Below are 24,432 nucleotides of genomic sequence, written 5' to 3'. Positions count from 1 at the left end.
GACAAACCAGAGCCAACCGCAGCCGAAGGTACAGTAGCATAGCTGCCAACCGAAGCTGAAGCAGCAGCGCCATCACTGGCCAGGGTTACAGAATTGACCGCATCCGAGTTCAGCAAACCAGAGGTGGTAAACTCGCTACCTGCAAAAGACTGAGCAGAACCATAAGTCTTATGATTGCTGTTAGCAGTAATCGTCAGAGTAGCAGAATCCACGGTCAGCGTACCATTCACATAGCTGATATGGTAGTTAGACAAACCAGAGCCAACTGCAGCCGAAGGTACAGTAGCATAGCTGCCAACCGCAGCTGAAGCAGCAGCGCCATCACTAGCCAGGGTTACAGAATTGACCGCATCCGAGTTCAGCAGACCCGAGGTAGTAAACTCGGTGCCTGCAAAAGACTGAGGAGAACCATAAGTTTTATGATTGCTGTTAGCAGTAATCGTCAAAGTAGCAGAGTCAACAGTCAGCGTACCATTCACATAGCTGATATGGTAATTAGACAAACCAGAACCCACTGCAGCCGAAGGTACAGTAGCATAGCTGCCAACCGAAGCTGAAGCAGCAGCGCCATCACTGGCCAGGGTTACGGAATTGACCGCATCTGAGTTGAGTAGACCTGAAGTGGTAAACTCGGTGCCTGCGAAAGACTGAGAAGAACCATAAGTCTTATGATTGCTGTTAGCAGTAATCGTCAAAGTAGCAGAATCCACGGTCAGTGTACCATTCACATAGCTGATATGGTAGTTAGACAAACCAGAGCCAGCAGCAGCCGAAGGTACAGTAGCATAGCTGCCAACCGCAGCTGAAGCAGCAGCGCCATCACTGGCCAGGGTTACTGAATTGACCGCATCCGAGTTTTGCAAACCAGAGGTTGTAAATTCGGTGCCTGCGAAAGACTGAGAAGAACCATAAGTTTTATGATTGCTGTTAGCCGTAATAGTCAGAGTAGCAGAATCTACAGTCAGCGTACCATTCACATAGCTGATATGGTAGTTAGACAGGCCAGAGCCCACAGCAGCGGAAGGAACAATGTCATAACCACCCACAGGTGCGGTGGCAACACTACCCAAACTAGTTAAAGATACACTGGTAACTGCGTCAGAGTTCTGCAGGCCAGAAGTCGTAAACTCAGTACCGGCAAAAGAAGGGGTATTGCCATAAGTCTTGGAAGCATTATTCGCTGTAACAGTCAAATTCGCTTGTTTGACCGTATCTGTGCCATTTACATACTGAATGATATAATTAGACAGACCAGAGCCTTGAGCATTTGATGCGACAATAGGATAGTTACCCGCAGAAGCCGTAGGGGCTGTGCCATCACTGGTCAACGTAACAGAGGTTACAGTATCACCATTATCCAGCCCGGTTACCGTAAACTCGGTACCATTGAATGATTGAGATGCACTATATATTTTAGAGGCGTTGTTCGCGGTTATTGTTACCGTATCTTTAGTAACGGTCCCATTAAATGGAACATAGGTTACAGAATAATTGGCTTCGAGGAAACCGTTAGTGCCGGTTGCCAGTGAAGGAGTAACGGTATAAGGTGCATTGGCCGATGTAGTTGCAGATAATCCTGCAGCATCCGGAGTGAGTGTAACACTGGTAATATTTTCACTATTTACTGTGCTGCTATTTGTAAAGTAATTGGAGCTTGTACCTGTAGTTAAAGCTGTGCCATATACCTTCGGAGGCCCGGTTGCTGTTACAGTTAGTAATGCAGGGTTAACTACTACATCTGCCGTTTTATAGGTGATGGTATAGTTGCTTGTGGTAAAAGTACCACCTGTCGCAGCCGAAGGAGTTGCTGCGTTTATATATGGTGATCCGGAGACAGGCGCATTTGCTGCTGTGCCCTGGCTGTAAGTCATGGTTACACTTCCAATAGTTTCACTATTTGCAAGACCAGATGAAATAAATGCAGTTGATCCCGGACCACTTGTTAATGCAGTACCATATGTCTTAACCACATTAGCTGTAATCGTCAACGGTTTTGCCGTAACGCTTAGTGATCCGTTTACATATGATATGGTGTAGTTTGATAAGCCACTTCCCACTGCTCCACTAGGCACAATGGTGTAAGGACTTCCTGCAACACTTGCATTTGCTGCTGCTCCTGCGCTTGTAAACGAAACGCTCGTAATTGCGTCCGAAGCATACAATGTTGAGTGAGTAAATTCTGTGCCTGCAAAAGTGAATGCAGTTCCGTATGATTTAGTTTGATTGTTAGCGGTTATTGTTAAAGGTGCAGGTGTAATATTAGCTGTTAGCCCGGTTGGTTGTTGCAACGTATAATTACCTGCAGATGTACCGCTCAATGTACTTGTGGATGTTATGGCTTTTCCATTGCCTACTGACGCACCGGCAGTGAAAATAGCTGATAGATTAAGGGTTAAATCATCTCCTGATATTTTACCATTAAGCGTACCGGTAATTGTAGCCGTTGCTGTCCCATCGTAAACCTTGCTAACTCCTGCTGCCGGATTAATAAATGCAGTAGCGGGGTTGATGGTGCCCAATAAGGTAATTGTTAACGAATAATTGCTCGCCTGAGGCCCGGAAAGGGTAGGCGAAGTTAAGGTAACGGTTTTATTAATGCCGGCATTTGCATCGGAGAATACACCTGTTGGGTTTGTTCTGCCGTTTAATGCCACAACGTCTCCTGATATCACGCCAGTCAGCGTGCTACCCAACGTTCCGGTTGTAGTAGCTGCGGTTGATTGATTGTATGTTTTAGCATTCACACTTACCGATGATGAGGAGACTGACAACGGTTTCTGTGTAATATTAGCTGACAAGCCGGTTGGCTGTGTTAATGTATAGTTGCCTGCAGCTGATCCGCTTAATGTGCTTGTTGAAGTAACGGCTATGCCCGTACCCGCTGAGGCGCTTGCAAATGTTCCGCTTGGAACAAGTGTTACATTTCCCAGGTCGGCAGAAGCTACGCCAGCCAATGTGCCGCCTGTAAAATTAGGTTCATTTGTAGTCTGATCATACACCTTATTACCAGCTACTAATCCGGTAACTGTTAATGTTGCAGGTGTTATCGTTAGAGTACCTGGTACATAAACTACATTGTAATATGAAGGAGCCACTGCTCCACTTGCTGTGATCGGATAAGCGCCCGGGTTGGAAGCGGAGGTACCTGTAGTAGTTACTGTTGGCAAAGTCGTTAAACTTGCCTGGGTGTCACCATTTACAAAACCACTGTAACTTACGGTCAGTGTTGGCACGGATGCCCCATAACTCATAGTTTGATTGTTCGCAGTTATGGTTAATGTCGGATTGTTAACCGCAATAGATATATCCACTGTTGCAATTACACCTCCTGCATAATTAGCAGTAATGGTATAAAGTGTGGCCGAAGATAAAGTAGTCGGCGTGCCGGTTATTTGCCCGGTTGAAGTATTAAGCGATAATCCAGCTGGCAAGGATCCTGAATAACTCAAAGGACTTCCGGAGGCTGTTGCATTCGCAGCAGTAATAGCCGTGTTAATAGTAAAGTTGAACGGTGAACCTGCATAACTGATTGTAGGTGCGAGCACCTGAATGTTTATAGTTGCCTGAGCCGTTGCCCCTCCGGAATAAGTTGCAGTAACAGTATAATTAGCTGCTGTAGCTGTAGCTGTCGGAGTACCGGATATAACGCCCGTGCCTGTATTTAGGGTTAACCCTGCAGGTAGTGCCGGGCTTACTGAATAGCCTGTCGGGCTACCTGTTACCGTTGGCGTTAATGATGTAATTGGCGAGCCATTATAATAAGTAAAAGGCGAACCTGCATAGCTGATAGATGGTGCAGTAACCGTTATGTTGATAGTAGTGGTAGCAGCACCCACAGGGTTCGCTGCAGTTACTGTATATGCAGTAGATGGTGAAGCCGCAGTAGGTGTGCCGCTTATAGCCCCAGTTACCGGGTTAAAGCTTAAGCCTGCAGGTAAGGCAGGGCTGATGGCAGCTCCCTGGGCAATTACTTTTCTGATAGCAGTGTTGCTTTGATCAACAACATATATGTTGCCTGAGACATCGGCAACCAAACTGGTCATCGTGTTCCCGAATTGGGCGACTGCACCGGTACCGTTTACGTTGCCGGTAGATGAGCCGGCCAATGTGGTAACAGTAGCTGTCGAGATAACTATTTTTTGTATTCTGCGGTTACCACCTGTGCTTGTACTTGCATATAAGTTTCCAGAATTATCGGCAGTTATACTTGTTGGTGGCGCGGCTACTCCACTTGTAAATACAGTAGGTGTGCCGCCTGCTGAAGTTACCTTCAGGATATTGGTGCCACCCTGGTTAGCAATATACAAATTGCCTGAAGCGTCAAGTGCTAAACCGGTAGGATTATTAAGTCCACCGCCTGATGCGAAAGTAGTTGGTGTTCCACCTGCTGAAGTTACTTTCAGAATATTTGTAGCCCCTGTATTGGCTATATACACATTGCCGGAAGCATCAATTGCTACGGCAGTAGGTCCATTAAGGCCACCACCTGTTGCAAATGTGGTTGGCGTTCCACCTGCGGAACCCACCTTCAGCACATTGTTGCTGCCCTTGTTTGCTATATAAAGGTTACCAGCAGCATCAAATGCCAGGCCGTTAGGCGTATTAAGACCACCGCCGCTGGCAAATGTAGTTCCGGTGCCGCCAGCAGACGAGTACTTAACAATCGTATTATTTCCTGTGTTGGATACATAAACGTTGCCGCTTGCGTCTACTGCTACACCAAAGGGCGTACTAAGTGTACTAGTGGTGAAGTTGCTGGTTTGCCCACCGATTAATGGTGTATTGGTTATAGTAGGTGTTATTGTTGATATCGTAACGCCAGTAAGGAACGTATAAGGTGAACCAGTATAGCTAATTGTAGGAGCACCCACAACCGCTACGTTGATAATAGTTTGGGTAGTTATACCGCCTGTATAGGTTGCTGTTACAGTATAATTAGCAGCGGATGATAAGGCAGTTGGTGTGCCTGTTATCTGACCGTTAGTTGTACTGAATGCTAAACCCGAAGGCAGTGTTGGGCTTATTGCATAGCTTGTAGGGGTCGTGCCTGTTACTGTCGGACTTTGTGTGCTTATTGCTACACCATTAAAAAATGTAAAAGGTGTACCAGCATAGCTGATACCTGATACCGTAATATTAAAGGTAATAGAAGAGGTTTGACCACCTGCATAATTTGCAGTGATGGTATATGGTGTTGCTGCGGCAGTAACGGTTGGCGTACCTGTTATTTGTCCGCTAACAGTATTCAATGTCAAACCCGTTGGAAGCGCACCTGAATAACTAGCAGGAGTAGCGCCCGTCACCGTTGGATTCGCTGCGGTTATCGCCACACCATTAAAATAAGTAAATGGAGTTCCGGCATAACTGATACCGGATACATTAATATTGATGACAAATGTAGTAGCCTGACCGCCTGAATAGTGCGCAGTAATGGTGTAGTTGTTGGCTGCGCTTACTGCTGTAGGGGTACCCGAAATTGCACCTGTAGAGCTATTAATGGATAAGCCTGTTGGTAATGTAGTGCTGGTATAGCTCGTAGGCGTGCTGCCTGTTACAGTTGGCGATATCGCGGTGATCGCCGAACCATTATAAAAGGTAAAAGGAGTGCCGGCATAGCTGATACCTGATACCGTTACGTTTATAGTGGTGGTAGTGGTTTGACCACCGCTATAATTTGCTGTTACTGTATAAGCTGTGTTTGCTGATATGATAGACGGATTGCCTGTTATCTGACCATTAGCAGTATTAAATGATAAGCCTGTTGGCAGTGCAGGGTTTATGCTGTAGCTGGTAGGGGTGGAACCTACTAATGTTGGATTCGCAGCTGTAATCGCTGTGCCCTGGAAAAAGGTAAATGGCGAACCGGCATAACTGATACCTGTTACCGTTATATTAATAGTTGTCGAAAATGTCACCCCTCCACTATAGGTTGCGGTAACTGTGTAATTCGCAGCTACTGAATTTACGGTTGGTGTTCCTGATATCACACCTGTGCCAGGATCAATGGATAAACCAGTTGGCAGTGCAGGGCTAATTGAATACCCTGTTGGGGTGTCTCCTAATATATTTGGTGTCAGCTGTGTTATAGCTGTGCCATTGTAGAAAGTATAAGGCGAACCAGTATAACTGATATTTGGCAATACAGTTATGTTAATAGTAGTAGTAATGACCACCCCGCTTCCATAATGTGCAGTTATAGTAAAATCAGTTGCAGCTATAGGCGCTAGTGGTGTTCCTGATATTACGCCGGTTGAAGGATCAATAGATAGCCCATTTGGTAATGCAGGGCTTATTGTAAAGCTTGAAACAGTACCTGTATAGGTTGGTGTTAAGTCTGTGGTTGCTATATTTACTGTATAGGTATAAGGCGAACCGGTGTAACTTAATGTTGGTGCAACCACCGTTATGTTTATCGTAGTTTGTGCAGTTACTCCACCCGAATAATTTGCAGTAATGGTGTAGTCTGTGCCTGCATTCGTTGCTGTCGGTGTACCTGATATCACACCCGTAGAAGTGTTTAACGTCAAACCTGCTGAAAGAGCCGGGCTGATGCTATAACTCAAAGGAGGATTGGTTACAGTTGGGGACAGGCTTGTGATTGCATTGCCCTGGAGGAAACTAAAAGGTGAACCGGTGTAACTGATCGAATTGTTACTTAAAACGGCAATGTTGATCGTTGTTGAAGTACTTGCACCACTTGCATAGTTTGCTGTGACAACGTAATCAGCAGCAGGGGTCACTGTAGTAGGGTTTCCTGTTATCTGTCCGTTAGCAGTATCAAATAACACTCCGTCCGGAAGAGCCGGGTTTATACTATACCCATTTGGTGTATCGCCGGTTATTGTTGGGCTTATTGTTGCAATTGCAGAACCTGTATATAATGAATATGGTGTGCCGGCATAGTTGATACCCGATACCGTGATATTGATCGTTGTTGACACACTTCCGCCAGTATAACTTGCTGTAATAGTGTAGGTGGTGGCTGCCGAATTTGCAGTTGGGGTGCCTGAAATCTGCCCGGTTGATGTGCTGAATGATAATCCTGCAGGTAATGTTGAAGGATTAATAGCATAACTATTCGGGGTAACGCCGGTCACATTGGGCGATAGCGTAGTTATTGCAGTGCCATTATAGAAAACAAATGGCGAACCCGTATAGCTAATACCCGATACGGTAATATTAGCAGTGGTTTGCGCGGTTACACCTCCGGCATAGTTAGCAGTGATGGTATAATCCGCTGCAGCCGATGCAACTGTCGGTGTCCCCGATATCACACCGGTGCCCGTGTTAAACGAGAGCCCTGTTGTCAATGTTGGACTAATGCCATAGCTTGTAGGTGTGCCGTTTGTCTTTACCGGGGTTTGACTAGCTATCGCCGTATTCCGGAAAAACGAGAACGGCGTTCCGGTGTAACTTATCGTCGGCGTGTTTACTGTGACGGTTATGTTGAAGGTTGTTGTTTGCCCGCCAGAATAGTTTGCCGTAACTGCGTAAATGGTAGCCGAGCTTCCTGTTGTTGGTGTTCCCGATATCTGGCCGTTAGCGGTGTTGAAGCTAAGACCGGTACTCGAAAACGATGGTGAGATACTGTAACTGGTTGGCGTTTGGCCAACTATTGTTGGAGAAGCAGTAGTGATGGTTGTGCCTGCATTGAATGTATATGGGGAGCCAGCGTAGCTGATGCCGGATACCGTGATATTGATCGTTGTTGACACACTTCCGCCGGTATAACTTGCTGTAATAGTGTAGGTGGTGGCTGCTGAGTTTGCAGTTGGGGTGCCTGAAATCTGCCCGGTTGATGTACTGAACGATAATCCTGCAGGTAATGTTGAAGGATTAATAGCATAACTATTTGGGGCAACGCCGGTCACATTGGGCAACAGCGTAGTTATTGCAGTGCCATTAAAGAAAGAGAACGGCGATCCGGTATAGCTAATACCAGAAACTGTAACATTAATAGTGGTCTGAGCCGTTACACCTGCACTATATGTAGCGGTGATGGTATAATCCGTTGCGGCCGATGCAACTGTCGGTGTACCTGATATCACACCCGTCCCGGTGTTGAATGCCAGCCCGGTTGGTAATGTTGGACTTATGGCATAGCTCGATGGCGTTCCGTTCGTCTTTACGGGAGTTTGACTAGCTATCGCCGTATTCCGGAAAAACGAGAACGGCGTTCCCGTGTAACTTATCGTTGGGGCGTTTACTGTTACGCTTATAGTCGTCTGAGCTGTTACCCCTGCGTTGTAGTTGGCCGTTACTGTATAGGATGTGGTTGGCGAAGCTCCAGTCGGTGTGCCGGTTATCTGGCCGTTGGCTGTATTGAACGATAAACCTGCCGGAAGAGTGGGGTTTATGCCATAACTCGTTACCGATCCGGTCACGGTTGGCGACGCTGTTGTTATAGCTGTGCCGGCATTATAGGTAAAAGGAGAACCCGCATAACTGATGGTTGGGGCATTAACGGTTACGTTAATGGTTGCCGTTGTGGTCTGACCACCACTATAATTTGCGGTCACAGTATAAGCAGAGCTTACTGAAGTCACAGATGGAGTGCCTGTTATTTGCCCGTTAGCCGTATTGAAGTTCAGGCCTGTAGGAAGCGCAGGGCTGACACCGTAACTGGTAGGTGTGGCACCTGTTGCCGTTGGACTTGCAGTGCTTATTGCTGTACCCGCGATATAAGTAAAAGGAGAGCCAGCATAGTTGACACCGGATGATGTGATATTGACAGTGGCTGTAGAGGTCCCTCCCCCTGAGTAGCTTGCTGTTATAGTGTAATTAGCAGCAGCGGCTGCAACTGTCGGTGTACCCGTAATTTGGCCGTTACTGGTATTTAAAGTTAAACCTGTTGGAAGAGCCGGACTCACAGCGTAGCTGGCAGGTGTATTCCCGGTTATCGTTGGTGATAAGGTTGTTATCGCATTCCCTTTATAAAAGGTAAAAGGAGTACCAGCATAACTGATGCCCGATACCGTCACATTGATCGTAGTCTGAGCAGTAACACTACCAGGATAGGTAGCTGTTACAGTGTAACTAGAAGCGGCAGATGCAACTGTTGGCGTACCTGTTATTTGTCCGGTGCTTGTGCTGAAATTCAAACCTGTTGGCAGGGCAGGGCTAATACTATAACTATTAGGAGGCCCCGAAACAGTTGGACTTGCTGTAGTTATTGCAGTGTTCTGAAAAAAAGAAAAAGGCGTACCTGCATAGCTAATTGAAGCCGCAAGCGTCGTGAAATTTGCAGGGTTAGTCGCAACGGTCGTAGTTAAATAGCTCGGAGTGGAATTGCTATTAAACTCAACTACCATTACACGGTAAGTTGTATTAGGAGTTAAATTTGTGACCGTAGTAGGGGGGCCTGTTGTAGTACTTTCTTTATAAACGCAAAACCAGCCCGAAGAACCTATTTGGCTACCCGATCCGAAAGCTGTATTGGCGTTGTACACAGTGTTGTTTACAGGGGATGGTGAGCCTGTAGAAACTGGTGCCATAAATACCTCTCTATGAATTCCATTGCCGTTAGTCCAACTGTTGAGCGATACTGTACTGGCCGTGATATTAGCAAATGTCAAATTGCTCGCTTGAGTTGTTGGAGCCTGTGCTTGCGCCTTATTCGTAAAACCCAAACCAGCAACAGCCAGTACCATTGTCATCACAAAAGTTTTAGCTGAAAAAAGATTGAACTTTTTCTCCGACCGCGGTAACTGGCCCGGACGCCGGGCATCAGCTATAAAATAACTACTGCATTGCTCAAATGCCATTTCAGTATAATCAACAGAATTGCCTGCTTTTACCTGTCCAGGTAAAATGAAGGTTTTAATTGCGGTCAGAAGATTACGGAGTAAAAGTTTAGCAGCCATAATATCGTGATTAAAGGTTTTTTAGTTGCTAAGCGCTTTATGTTGCTCGCGCTTAGCAAATTATGCAGGCACGTACTTCAATATCCATACCACCTATGCCAAATCGAATAAAGTTGCCTTTTAGTGTATTTTTATCTCTATGGTTTAATTTGCATGCATATTGATTAATAAAAAATATCAATTTTAGTTAATTGATAATCAGTAAGTTAATTTGTTAATAAAAGTGTGGAATATTTTATATGCTTTATTTTTCTCAGCGTTTGTAATTATATAAATCTAATTATCAGCTATTTATATATTTTATATGAATAGATTTATAGTATAATATATATTGCTATAGCTTAATTGTTGGGGAATAATTGGGAAAAAAGACCACGTTAAACTGATATTGCTTTAAGGTTGATAGGATTAAAGGGATGATTAAAGCAATTGTGAAAAATGGCTTATTAGATAAATTAAAGGAAATCGACGGATAAATTAATTTATTATAAATTATTTATAATCAGATTATTGCATTGACAATAACTGTTTTGGCTTTAATTCTGGAATTAAAATGGAATTCTACTAAATAGCATTGGGAAAGCTAATGGTGTACGATCTTAAGGCTGGTTATGTGTTACCGTCAGTAGGTGGGATTGGAGTAATATTAAATAAAATTAATATAATTTATTATTGAAAATAATAAAAAATAATATCTGATCGTGCAGGAATCCATAGCCTGTTTAAGCTATGGATCCTTGCCCGTCAGAATGGTGCCGGCTCAGGCTATTTTGGGTCTTATATAATCAGTTATAGTTTAATAAACTTTGTTGTTCCAATTAGTGATTGCGTTTTAGCGTCATACACTTTAACCATGTATGTCCCGGGCATCCACCCTGTGGCATCACCTTGCCAGTAAGGTTGATTTGATGTTACTTTCTTCAGCATATTACCTGAGCTGTTAGTGATCAGAATACTATATGAACTTGGTGCTGCCGATGCAATCGGTGTGGCAATTGCCAGGTTGATCCTGCCCGCTGCCGGATTAGGATAAATGTTAATGCCATTTTGAGCGAAGTTGTTAGCACCAACGGCATATCCTATTGGAATTATTGGCGAATAAGAAATTTTACTATTGATATCTTCTTGTCTTAACCGATACAAGTTCATACCAGCAACAGGGTTTTTATCAAGGAAACCATAATTCCCGGCGCCCGTTGACGGCACGCCTCCTAATACAGTGAATGTGTTACCCCCGTCTACGCTTCGTTCAACCGTGAAATTGGTATAATTCTCTTCGTATTTTGTATCCCATACCACTTGTACTTCCCTGGCGCTTGGAACCTTTTGTGCATTAAAGTTAAGTAGTTGATATGCGTATACCGGATTTTGCCGCATTATGATAGCAAACCGCTTTGAACCATAGGTATTGGTGTCGGTTCTATCCAGCGCAAAGCTGTAGGAGCTGTTCTGGCGCATGTCTGTTGTGTCATTTTTAAATTTGTCAACAAGCAATATGTCGAACAATTTAGGAATTGCATTCACTTCAAGTAAGTTCAATTGATAGTCTCCGGATGCTGTTGCCCCCACTCTTAATGGAATAGTTTGGCCTTGCTTATTGAATGGAAGTATATTTACAGACAGCGCATGATTATCGCTTGACATACTTGCCAGGTTTACTTTGCCGGTCCCTGGCTTGTAGGGTGCGTCTTCTGCAATGTCAAGCGCAGTTTTGGCATTAGGATTAAAAGCTATAAATATGTTATCCTTATTGATCGTGTCTTTCATCAATTCGATGCGTAGCGATTGTGTTTTTGCAAGCTCATCGGCGGGTTTACCCATAAGGAGGTTAAAACCCGTATTTTGGAGTGTAGTTGACTTTGCGCTTTCGTTAAAGATCAATTGTGCGGATGAATTTAAGGCGACGACAAAGAATCCCTGACCGCTCATGATTGTCCGGGTGCCATTGTTGGTATAAGTACCATTACTATAGTATGTATCGTAGTTATTGGTCCTTGGGTTAAACTCATATATGTAAGTCGCAAGGTTCAGCGCATAGATACCCGTAGTAGTTGATGAGCTTTGCTGGGTATTCCAATCAATACTGCATGCATAAGGATTGGCAGCAAGATTAAAGCCCCGGACCAAAGTATCTGGGTTTGTACAGCCAAGGTTACTTGAGCTTGACGTATACCAATCCCTAAACACTACTTGTTGTTGTGTAAGATAGCCTGTTGTCGAAAAAGTTGTTGGTTCTGCAGGTGCACCCACCGTGAATTGCTGTGCTTTGGTATATGTAGCACTATTCCTGTCACCCCTGTAATAGAATAAGAATGCGTTGCTGACAGGTAAAGAATATGAACCCGAAGTAAGATCAAAGGTATAGGTAGGTGTTGAACTGTTTCCGGAGGTGAGGTCATTTATGCTTCGGAAATTGCCGCTGCTAAAAGTTGCTCTACTAGCGGGAACATCTTCACGCCAAAGATAGATAGTAGGTCCATTGCTGACTTTGTCAAATCCTCCGGCTGAGTTGGTGCCGCTTATATATGCCGAATTCTGCGTGTAATTAAGGCTGTAAACCTTATTTGAACCGGATGTGGCAGCATATACAGGCGAAGCAAATAAACGATACCCTCTGACACCGCTTACATACCGTTCAACCGTAAAGAGGCCGTCAAATGAATTTTGATGGGTGCCTGGGTTATTTGGTATTTTGCCGATGGACCCGGTACCAAATTGGTCAGACTGTATTGTGAAGTTACCACCCGCAGTATTGGTAAAATGGGAGTCGTGAGCAGCCGCATCATTGAAATTGATACTGGATGTTGAACCAAGGTAAAAATTGCCTTGCGCTCCATTAATAACCGATTGCGAGTTGACAATATTTAAGGTACAGGCTGAGTTCGATGTTCCGGCAAAGAAGAACCCATTGTTCTGGAAAGCAAGCTGCCCTGAGGTGCCGCCTATATTAAGAGTATTCCCACCGTGAAATGTCATCACGGCATTGGTTTCATTATATATGTAGTTCAGCCCCCAGTTAATAAATACCGTTCCCCCATTTACAGTGAGTGTGCCCAGGTTATCCATTATAGCATGGCTTGTGTTGTTGCCAACCTGAAGCTGAGAACTGGTGGAAACCATGTTAATAGTAGCTGTTACCCCGGAATTTACCGTAAAACCATTATAAAAGAGTATGTTGATACCTGTATTAATTGTAAGGGTGTTGCTCCCTGTAAAAGTTATCGTATTTACATTGGTACTGGCCGTAACGGTAGGTTTTGTTGTTGTAGCCGGGATAAAAACGTTGTCATTTGTGCCAGGTGTGCCATTTGGAGACCAGTTAGTAGTCGTCGACCAGGTGGTATTGGTTGCCCCAGTCCACGTATAGTTTTGTCCGCACTGACCACTATAAGCAGTGTAAGTGATGTTATAGTTGTTTACATCGAATCCATTAGAGCCTGTAGGCGAAGATGGCGTAACTGTATAAGTTTGTCCTGCTGTCTGAGATGTGGATGGTGAGATGGTGAGCGTAACAGTTGATATGCTCTCACTGCCAACCAATCCGCTCGCAGTAAAATACGCTGAAGATGTCTGCGGTGAAGTTACGGCGGAGCCGGCAACTTTTGGAGGACCTGTGGACACAATAGTTAAGCTAGCTTTGCTTATGGTAAAAGTACCTTGTACATAATTAATTGTATAATAGGCTGGTGCCTGACCGCCGCTTACAGTAATAGGATAAGAGCCCGCACCTGAACTGGATAGAGCTGTGGTACTAATAGAGGGTACCACAATCATACTGGAGGGGCTATCTGAGCCAATCCATCCGCTATAAGTAAATGTTATTACCGAAAGATCGACAGAGCCGTAGGTCTGGGTAAAACTTGTTGCCGTAATGGTTAATATGGCGCCTGTTACAGTGCCACTAAAGTTAAGATAAGTGATATTGTAGTTGCTGGCAAGGAATCCATTTCCTCCAGTGCCTCCCGATGGTGTCACAACGTAAGTTGAACCCTGAGGCGTTGAACTGGATAAGCCCGCCGCATCAGGCGTTAAGGTAACATTGGTAACGGTTTGCGTGCCCACCATTCCGGTTGCGGTAAAGTTGGTCGAGTAATTTCCGGCAGTTAATGCAGTACCATAAGATTTTGATGGTCCTGTTGCTGTAATGGTTAACGGCGCACCTGTAATGTTAGCAGTTATGCCGGGGTTTGTTAGTGTATAATTGCCTGCATTAGCTCCTGTTAATGTAACGGTAACCGCAATGTTATTGGCAACATTGGCACTGGCAAATGTTCCGGTTGTGTTGATGCTAACTACATCTCCGTTGATCACACCTGAAAGCGTGCCGCCTGAAACGGTTGCCGTTGTAGTGGCATCATATGTTTTATTGCTGACACTAGCTCCTGATTCAGTTATGGTAAGTTTATTAACTGTGCTGTTATTAATGGTTATAGTTCTTGTGGTTGCTGTTGGACTAGTAATAGAAATGGTACCTGAATGTGTTCCCGCTGTTGCCGTAGACGTTAACCTTAAATAAATTGTAGTTGAAGCAACGGATCCTCCCGAAGGTACAAGATTGATCGATGTTGTGACAAAAGGCCCAGTAGCACTGTTGAGGCTCATTTCAAATCCTGCAGGTGGAGCAGCTATTACTATGTTGCCTGTTAATGCCGAACCACTTAAGGTGAATTGAATTGTTGATGTGGCAACAGGAGACCCATAAGTAATTGTCGTTGCTGTTAACGTAACCGGATTGCCTACGACAGTAATGGTTGCTGCCATTAACTTAGCTGATGATAAGACGATCAACACCATCGCCATAATAATCGACTTCGGCAAAAGATCTATTATCTTCCTTCTCCTACGCCGGAACCTGCCGAATGAAGTAGAAACATTTAGATAATTGATGCCGCCTTTATTAAAGGCTAACGCATTTCCCTCGTTGTTGATATTGATCTCTGACGATGTGAATCTTTGAGCTAATGCAGACAGTGTTGCAAGTAAATATTTTATGACCATGTTCTGTAAAAATTAGGTTAGGATTATATGCAGAAAATACCTATTCAAATATTATTTGCGCAGTTATACTAAGCGGGGTAACACATAAAGTGTATATTTGACACTCACTTGTCTGTGCCTCAATAAATTACGCACGCATATAGGTCAATCTCCATACCAGCGTAAATATTTTTTGGGTTGCTCAATAAGCCTTTTTTTATAGCATTACTTCAAATTATTGCCGAATAATTTAGTTCTGGTATCGCAAATATTTAGTTGATAAACAGCTGGTTAAGTGTGTTTCTCGAAGTGGGGAATGTTTTGTGGAAAGCTGTGGAGAATGATATTAATTATAGGTCTAAACATATAGTTGCATAATTTACACATTATCAGATCGGTATAAATATTATTTAAACTTAATTGACAGAGTAATAAATAAATTTAATATAAGCGTGGGAAATTTTGAGAAAAAATAGCAACGTGCGACACAATATAATTGATAATGGTGATGAATTGTTTGAATAGTTAAATTGTTAATATTAAGCAAATTATGAAGCTTATTTGCTTTTAAAGGCAGGCCCTTTTAATGGTAAACGAATGAGTTAGATATTATTGGATAAGTGTATTAAATATCAATTAATAAATGTGATATTCATACTTGTTAATAACTATTGTGAGTTGCGTAAAGCGCTCATTTTTAGTATGATGTTTGGGAAATCAGGTAACGTCTACAGAATATAAAATATTGCAGTTTTGCTAAGAAAAATGTACAGGGTCAGCCTTTGTTAAATTGCTGCTATGATCCTGACTGTAATTCTACGCAAACGTTTGTAGTGATATTCTTCCAACAAAATTTCTCTCTTTTTGCTAGCAAATTGGGGGTGCCTTAACCCCGCACTGATCAAAACCTCAACCGACAAATGATTAGAGTGCTTAGCAAATGCTATAGCACTAAATCAGAGGATGTTTCCCTGCCAAAACCGTTAATTGGAAACCTTTGTAACACAAACGTTTGCGTTAAGTAATATTCTTTAACTATCTCATAGCCTTTCTACCTTCCGCTATTGATAACCAAGAATTAACACTCAATTATTAACTGTTTAAAGTTAAAGTTTATGAAAAGCACCCAGCAACCGCCCTGATTGTTTAGGAAAACAGGCCATTTACCTGAATATTCAATGTCAAATAAACCACACCAACTAAACATCACTAGATATGAATCTAAATATACTTCAACATTTAAAGAGCCCTCGAAATATTGGTACAACATTGTGCCTGATCGGGGCTTTGAATCTGAATGCCTTGCCGACGGCATTCGCTTCCGAAAAGACTGGCGCAGGGCACGAAAACTTAATCGCCTTGGTAAAAGGAAAGGTGACAGACAGCAAAGGACAGCCATTGCCGGGTGCTATAGTAAAAGTAAAGGGAACACCAAAAGGAACGGCAGCAGATGCTACTGGTCAGTTTTCAATCGATGCTCAACCAGGCTCGGTGCTGGTAATAAGCTTTGTCGGATTTATCCCTAAAGAAGTTACTGTATCCGACAATACTTTTTTAACGATACAATTACAGGAAGATGCCCGCTCGATGCAGGAAGTGGTAGTTGTAGGTTATGGAGCCGTAAAGAAAAGCGACTTAACCGGTTCAGTAAGCTCTGTAAAAGCGGACGACCTGAACCTGGGTGGCACTACCTCAAATATTGGGCAGGCTATCCAGGGTAAAGCGGCTGGTGTACAGGTACAGCAATCAAGCTTTGCTCCCGGCGGCGGTATTAATATCACCATCCGTGGTGGTAACTCTATCAATACCAGCAATGCACCATTATATGTAGTCGACGGATTTATCTCTGACAATGGTAACGTAATAAACCCAAATGATATCGAGGATATTGAGGTGTTGAAAGATGCATCGGCAACCGCTATCTACGGTTCGCGTGGCGGCAACGGCGTTGTGTTGATCACAACTAAAAAAGGAAAACTGGGTAAAGCAAACATTGACGCCGATGTATCAAATGGCAGGCAATATTTAACCTATAAGCCATCGTTGTTAACCGGACCTCAATATGCAGCCATACAAAACGCTACTTTCACTGAAGATGGAAAGACTCCTCCGTTTCCTTCGGGCACGCAAATAGCCAATACCAACTGGCTTAATGCAGCTATGCAGAATGCAGATGTCAACAACAGGAGCTTAAGCATCAGCAGTGGCAATGAAACCTCCAAATTATACGTGTCAGGGAATTACCTGAATCAGCTGGGGGTGTTAAAAAATACCAATTTGCAAAAATATACAGCCAGGATCGGTACTGAGAAAAAAGTCGGGGACGATCTTACCATAAGCGCAAATTTCTACGGGGCTAGTTCCAGCTCAAATCAACAAAGCTATTCGGGCGATATTACTGCTCCCTTATATGGTTTATTGACAGCGCCTCCTTCTGCACCCATTTACAATCCAGACGGTTCATTCCATTTTTATATTCCTCCGGGCAATAGTGGTGTGCAAAATGCCTTGGCCAATTTATTGGAGCCAACTGATAATTTAGAGGGTAAATTATTTAATGGCAACGTAACTGTCGATTATCAGATCATCAAAAACCTTACTTACCATTTAAATGCTGGTTCTGAATACAGTGAATCAAACGAAGGAAAGTACACACCAAGTACCATTCCGGCAGGAGCAGCCAACCACGGCATTGCGTCAATACAGAATAAAAATGCCTTCAGGTGGTTGGTAGAAAATTATTTCACTTACAAATTTAAGATTAATGACCAGCACGACTTTAACCTGCTTTTGGGTACATCGAACCAAAAAGACGTGACCGAATCATTATATGCAAGCAGTAAGAACTTCTCTACCGACGAATTTTCGTATCATAATTTAGCCGCTGGTTCAATATCAAATGGCTATACCAGCAGCAAATTTCAGAATACATTGATCGACTATTTTGGACGGGTAAATTACGCCTATAAGGACAAACTTTTAGCAACGTTCACATTAAGAAGGGATGGCTCGGCTCAATTTGGGTCTAATAATCGTTACGGTTATTTCCCTTCAGGTGCACTAGCATATCGTTTGGGTGATGAAAGCTTTATCAGAAATCTGAATACATTTTCCAGTTTAAAGGTGCGTGTGAGCTACGGAGTTACCGGTAACGACAGACTGCCTGTCACCAATAATAATAATTATCAGTATTTGGCTGCATTTACCAACTGGAACGTTGTCCTAAATCCTGATGGCACATTATTGCCTGGAATTGAACCCGCAACATTATATAATCCTAATTTAAAATGGGAAAGTACTGCACAGTTGGACTTTGGCTTGGATATGGGATTCCTGAATGATAGAATTACCGCCACCCTTGATCTTTACCGCAAAAAGACCAGCGACCTATTGATGCAAATTCCAATCGGTCAATATTACGGATTTAGTAGTGTTTGGGCAAACGGTGGTTCGATTGAGAACAAGGGTATTGAATTGAGTATTAATACGGCGAATATTAAGTCGACTGATTTCTCATGGAATACAACCTTCAATATCGCATACAATAAACAAAAAGACCTGACATTGGCCAAAGGGGTTGCTGAGGTTGATGCAACTACAGCTAATCCTAGTGGTGTGGTTTCAGGGCAACAATTTACTAAATTGGTTCCGGGGCAGGAATTGGGTGAGCTGTACGGTTATGTATATGCCGGCGTGATAAAAACTGGCGAAACATACGCTCCGCAGCCTAGCTCAAAGCCTGGGGATCCAAAATTTGCTGACCTGAATGGCGATGGTAAGATAACGCCCGCTGACAGGACTTATTTAGGCAATAGTACCCCCCGCTATATCCTGGGCTTTGGTAACGATTTTCGCTATAAAGGTTTTGACTTGAACATATTCTTCCAGGGGGCATTCGGTTATCACTTGTTTGATATGAACCGCCTGGTGTTGGAATCTACAACTTCAACCGACGCTTTGAACCGGTTTGTCTTGGGTGTAAACGAAAATACTTCAATACCGCGTGAAGGTTATTTCATGGGTACTTACAGCAATAACTATGTGAACTCAAGATTTGTCGAGGATGCATCTTATCTCCGGTTAAAATCGCTTTCATTGGGTTATAATATGCCAAAATCCTTGTTCACACATATTAAGCACATACAGGGATTGAGAATTTATGGAACGGCACAAAACCTGCTGACCTTTACCTCATACAAAGGTACCGACCCTGAAGTGAACGCGCATACAACAACCGCAACAGCAATAAATACTGGAGGAGGATTAGATTTTAACTCCTTCCCAGCATTCAGGACATTTGCTTTAGGTATAAGGCTGTCGCTTCAGTAATTAATTGGATTATTCTTTGTGGATTAATATAAACTAGAAAAAAATGAAAAAATATATAATTCTGTTATTGGCGGCTTCGGCAGTTATGCAGGTAAGCTGTAATAAAAACCTGGATCCGAAGGTATATAGCAGCCTTACCAGTACCAATGCATTTTTAACCGAATCGGATGCTATTGCGGCAGTTAATGCAGTATATGGCCGTTTGAAAGGCCCATCAGTGGGAGATAACTTTGACTATTGGACGGTAAGGCATTTTGCCCTTACCGACCTGACAACCGATCTTGGCCATTGCAGCTATGGAGGCGACCCTGGAAATCTTTCATCGGCACAGTGGAATTCTGCTAATGGTTTGATTGCCGAAGATTGGCGCCAGATCTACAAATTGATAGCGGACGCTAACAATGCGATCTATAATATTTCGGCAATGAAAAGCATTACCGATGCGCAAAAGAGCCAGTTTCTTGCTGAATTAAAATTCTTGCGTGCGGTGGCCTATAGTGATTTGACCGATTTGTGGGGGCCTGTTGTTTTGGTGACTGAGAAAGACGTTGCTAATCCTGCTTATACCTCCAATGCACCATTAACCTCTGTTGCAGATATTGAAAGTTTCATGATCAATGATCTGAACAATTCAATTAGTGTATTGCCGGTAAGTTATGCCAATAACGCCATTTATAGTACAAATGATCCCGGACGTGCTACGAAGGGAGCCGCAATGACCTTGTTAATGAGGCTATACCTGCGTCAGCACCAGTGGCAAAAATCAGCTGATATGGCCAAGCAGGTAATGGATCTGAATATTTATCAGCTTTATCCGTCTTACCAGGGCTTATTTGCTGAAGAAAATAAATGGTGTTCAGAGAATATATTCTCGGTGCTTAGCGATGCCAACGTGAATGGTACAGAATTGCTAAATCACTTCGGGCCTTTGGCTCACCCGATAATCCAGAACAGGTGGCAATATTACGCTGTAACATGGGATTTTTACCATTCATTTGATGACGCGGACGACAGGAAGAAAGAATTCTTTCCGGTATATACAGGTACGGATGGCCTGGTACATATGGAAGCGCCAACGCCTGGTGCAACCCCTCCGGCAGGCGAATTTTATATGCCAGATATTGCGACCCAGAAATATGCTGATCCTAATGGTCCGCAAACTTACTATGATGGGCACAGCGTTGATATTTTGCGTTATGCTGATGTGTTGATGAGTCGCGCAGAAGCACTGAATGAGCTGAACGGGCCGAACGCTGAAAGCATATCATTGATCAACCAAGTGAAAGCGCGCTCACACGCTCCACAGTTAAATATAGCAAACTATAGCCAGGCGACATTGCGTGATGCAATTTTACAGGAACGCGGATGGGAATTCTTCTATGAAGGAAAACGCAGGGCCGACCTGATGAGAATGGGCAAATATGATGTGGTGGTAAACGCTTATCTGACCAGGACAGGCCAAACCGCACACGTACAACTGCCGCGTGACCAGTACTTCCCGTATCCTTTAAACCAGGTTACTATCAATCCTAATTTGAATAATTCTGGAAGACAAGAATAAACAACCCAAATTAAATTTCATTATCAGGGTAAAGGTTTCTTTATCCTGATGAATTTTTTAAGCAGGGGATTTAATGATCTGAATAATGACAAAGTTTTTAACTCAATGCATAACCTTAATAGCTATAACTGCAATCCTTGCGGGTTGCTCTGATGGCAGGGTGAATATCGAGGAAATAAGGGTGGGGGTGCATAACAATAATGAGTTGAAAATTCAGATCAATGTGATAACTACCCAGCCAGCTGATGTGTACGCAGAATATTGGAGAGCAAGCGGAAAAGACACTGGAAAGTTCTTGTCGACTGTTTCACGTAATGCCGAAAAGCACTCATTGATCCTTTGTAATGTAATTGCGCAAACTGATTATACCTATCATATCGTAACCGAGAAAAATGGGATAAAGACAGTCAGCAAAACTTATACCTTTAAAACCAATCCTTTGCCAATGTTCCTGCAGGAACAGTTTAAGGCAGACAGTGCTAAATCAGTCAAAATACCTTCAACTTTCTCAGACGGTCTGATGCTTATCAATAAAAGGTATGCGCCGGGCATAGCATACTTCGTCGATAAAAGAGGAACTATCCGCTGGTACCACATGGTAGATGGCCTGGGTTTTAAGGTGATCCATTTTACAAAAGATCACACGATACTCTCCTTATTGGGTAGTAATGATGAGCCAACAAGTTATGGACACGAGATACTGGAGCTCAATATGCTGGGCGATACAGTATTGCACTTGAAACAAGGTCAAAACGATTTTAAAAATCTGACCATTCATCATGAGCTCATCAAGAATGATAAAGGGCAACTGGTGACAATCTATGTCGACAAAAAGACAATGGACTTAACTTCGATAGGCGGCGGAAAAAAAGATACAGTAAGCGGCGATGGCATCATCGTGCTGGATAAAACAGGCAAGAAGTTATGGCGATGGAGCGTATTTGATGTGCTCGACCCATTGAAAGATAAAAACATTGTAAAAACCAGGAGGGACTGGATGCATGCCAACAGTCTGAATTTTGATAAAGATGGCAACTATATCATGTCATTCTACAACAATGGCCAGATATGGAAGATCGACGCACATACCGGCAAACTGATATGGAAATTCGGCAGAAGTGGAACAATTTCAAAACCAGCTGAATGCGATTTTACCCAGGCGCATGCGGTGTATATCAATTCGCAGGGTAACCTGATGTTTTTTGACAATGGCGTCGAAAAACGACAATCCGGTGTATTTGCCATTAAACTGGATGAGAAGAATCAGACCTCACAAATTGATATGCATATAAAACTGCCGAAAGAAGTATTTAATGGACGGATGGGCAGCGCTTATCTTATCAATGATACATCGGTATTGGTTTGTTGTTCAAAACGACATGTGGTGGTGCTGACTAATAGAAAAGGTAATTTGCTGTGGACAATGGAAACAGCTATGCCGACCTACAGGGCTGAGTTTATACGAAGTAGTGAACTTGCCCCTTATTTGAAACCATAATATTTACAGAATAAATTGAGGAAAATGAAAAAAAGCTATCTGTATATTATCTATCTATTGATCGTTGTGGGTATGGTGCAGCTTTACTCATCGTGCAGCGAAAGCAAGGGAGAGGGTAAAAGCGATGCCCAGTCGACTGAAGTAAAGGCAGACTCAGCGGTTGTCGCTGTGGACACCACAAAAATACCGCATGATAAATTCGGCGACGCCATAAAATATGGCCGCGAGTTGATGCTGCACACTGCATATTATATTGGGCCGAATGGCGTAAATGGTAAGTATTTGGGCAATAAAATGAACTGTACCAACTGTCACCAGGATGCAGGCACCAAGCCTTATTCATTAAACCTGGTGACCGCTTTTCGTCATTATCCATCGTACCGTGCCCGCGAAGGTAAGGTGTTATCGCTGGCTGAAAGGATCAACAACTGTATTATGCATCCGCATTTGGGCAGACCGCTGCCTTTAGACTGCCGCGAGATGATTGGCATTATGTCGTACCTGAAATGGCTCAGCGATTCCGCTAATGTGACCAAAGCCACTAAAGGACTCAAAAATGTGGAGATCGAATTGCCTGATACCGCTGCGTCATCGACTGCAGGTGCTGTATTATATGCCAATGATTGCGCCCGTTGCCATGGCACATCCGGTCAGGGTGAAATGAGGCTTGATAATAGCACCTATAAATATCCGCCATTGTGGGGAATGAAAGCTTATCAACCCGGATCGAGCATGCACCGTATTGTTAAAATGGCACAATGGCTTGTTTCGAACATGCCGTATGATAAGGCTACACACGATAAACCATTTCTTACTTCGGCGCAGGCACTTGACTTGGCCGCTTTTATCAATGATGATAAGATACATCAGCGGCCCTTTGTGAAGGAGTATCAATATCCTAACCCTGAAGAAAAAGCAATAGACTATGACAGGGGACCATTCAAAGATCCGTTCACAGAACAACAACATAAATATGGCCCATATAAACCTATCGCTGATTATTGGAAAGGAAGGGGCGTTGAGCCGACTTATTAAAACGTATTAAAGAACCCTTATTGGGATTGGTTGATTAGTTAATGCAGGGAGCATTTCGATAAGAAATAGCTCCCTTTTTAATAGAGTTTTTATGGCTGGGATGCGAAGGCTTTATGCTTTGCCAAATGAAAAAACATATCGCGGCTCATCCTGGACAGGTCAAATTCCGGTTGCCATTCCCAATCATTTCTCGCAATAGAGTCATCAATGCTTCCCGGCCATGAATCGGCGATAGCCTGCCTGAAGTCCGGTTGGTACTCCATCTCAAATGATGAGGTAATGTTCTTTATATTTTGATATAACCCATCCGGTGTAAAACTTAAGCCCGCCAGGTTGTAGGAGGTTCTTACAGTAATTTTCTTTTTCGGAGCTTCCATCAACTTGATCGTTGCCCTTAAGGCGTCATCGATATAGATCATTGGTAAAGCAGTATCAGGTTTAAGGTAGCAGGTGTATTTCTCGCCATTGATGGCTTTGTGGAAAATATCGACTGCATAGTCGGTAGTACCGCCGCCCGGCATTGATTGGTGACTGACCACTCCCGGATATCTTAGCGACCGCACGTCGATGCCGTATTTGTGATAATAGTAAGAACACCAGTTCTCCGTCGCTACTTTACTTACTCCATATACGGTCGAGGGTTCAAGACATGCATTCTGCTGCGTCATCTCCTTACCCGATGACGGCCCAAAGACTGCAATTGAGCTTGGGATAAATAGTTTGTTCAATTTATGTTCACGCGCTGCTTGCAACACACTCAGCGAGGTTTGCATATTGATGTTCCATGCCCAAACCGGATCAGCCTCACCACGGGCCGATAGAATGGCTGCCAGGTGATAGATCTGTGTGATATCGTGTTTTTTGATCACGGCCGAAAGGTTGTCGGCTTTTGTTGCATCCAAGTGCTCAAATACTCCTGTATAATTAACCGGGTTATTGATATCTGATGCGATTACATTTCCTTCTCCATAAATTTCCTCCAAAAATGGGATAAGAGCAGTGCCTATTTGTCCGTTAGCACCAATAACCAGTATTTTATCTTTCATCCTTTTTAAATAACAGATGAAATTATACATTAAGCGGCGGAACAGGCTGTTATCCGTTCTTGTAACTATGCGCAAACGTTTGCAGTGCATTTATGCTAGTGGTTCTTTGGTTGTATGAGTGTG

Annotated in this window: 7 protein-coding genes; 4 read left to right on the top strand and 3 right to left on the bottom strand. The window is 43.4% G+C overall.

The window, feature by feature from the left end; translation table 11 throughout:
- Window positions 1-9,863: putative Ig domain-containing protein (locus Q3A68_RS22620; protein WP_302903425.1), on the bottom strand; the 9,863-nt coding region annotated here is incomplete at its 3' end.
- A 789-nt stretch (window positions 9,864-10,652) separates the two neighbouring features.
- Window positions 10,653-14,861 (bottom strand): DUF8693 domain-containing protein, encoded by a 4,209-nt coding sequence (locus Q3A68_RS22615; protein WP_302903424.1) that lies wholly within the window; start codon window positions 14,859-14,861, stop codon window positions 10,653-10,655.
- Window positions 14,862-16,055: 1,194 nt separating this feature from the next.
- Between Q3A68_RS22615 and Q3A68_RS22610 the strand changes: the two genes are divergently transcribed.
- From Q3A68_RS22610 to Q3A68_RS22595, 4 genes are all read left to right on the top strand, one after another.
- A complete protein-coding gene (locus Q3A68_RS22610) occupies window positions 16,056-19,169 on the top strand; it encodes a SusC/RagA family TonB-linked outer membrane protein (RefSeq protein ID WP_302903423.1) in 3,114 nt (1,037 codons plus the stop codon).
- 43 nt (window positions 19,170-19,212) lie between these two features.
- Complete coding sequence (locus Q3A68_RS22605; RefSeq protein WP_302903422.1) at window positions 19,213-20,730, top strand: RagB/SusD family nutrient uptake outer membrane protein; 1,518 nt, start codon at window positions 19,213-19,215, stop codon at window positions 20,728-20,730.
- 85 nt (window positions 20,731-20,815) lie between these two features.
- A complete protein-coding gene (locus tag Q3A68_RS22600; protein ID WP_302903421.1) occupies window positions 20,816-22,228 on the top strand; it encodes an aryl-sulfate sulfotransferase in 1,413 nt (470 codons plus the stop codon).
- A gap of 24 nt (window positions 22,229-22,252) precedes the next feature.
- Window positions 22,253-23,263, top strand: a complete 1,011-nt coding sequence (locus tag Q3A68_RS22595) for a c-type cytochrome (protein ID WP_302903420.1) — start codon at window positions 22,253-22,255, stop codon at window positions 23,261-23,263.
- 89 nt (window positions 23,264-23,352) lie between these two features.
- Here the strand turns inward: Q3A68_RS22595 and Q3A68_RS22590 are convergent, their stop codons facing one another.
- Window positions 23,353-24,309 (bottom strand): NAD-dependent epimerase/dehydratase family protein, encoded by a 957-nt coding sequence (locus Q3A68_RS22590; RefSeq protein WP_302903419.1) that lies wholly within the window; start codon window positions 24,307-24,309, stop codon window positions 23,353-23,355.
- Window positions 24,310-24,432: the final 123 nt, after the last annotated feature.

It is taken from the genome of Mucilaginibacter tolerans (assembly GCF_030519375.1).
GTDB lineage: Bacteria > Bacteroidota > Bacteroidia > Sphingobacteriales > Sphingobacteriaceae > Mucilaginibacter.
The sequence above is the reverse complement of the archived record's forward strand: the minus strand, read 5'-3'. Positions and strand labels throughout refer to the sequence as shown.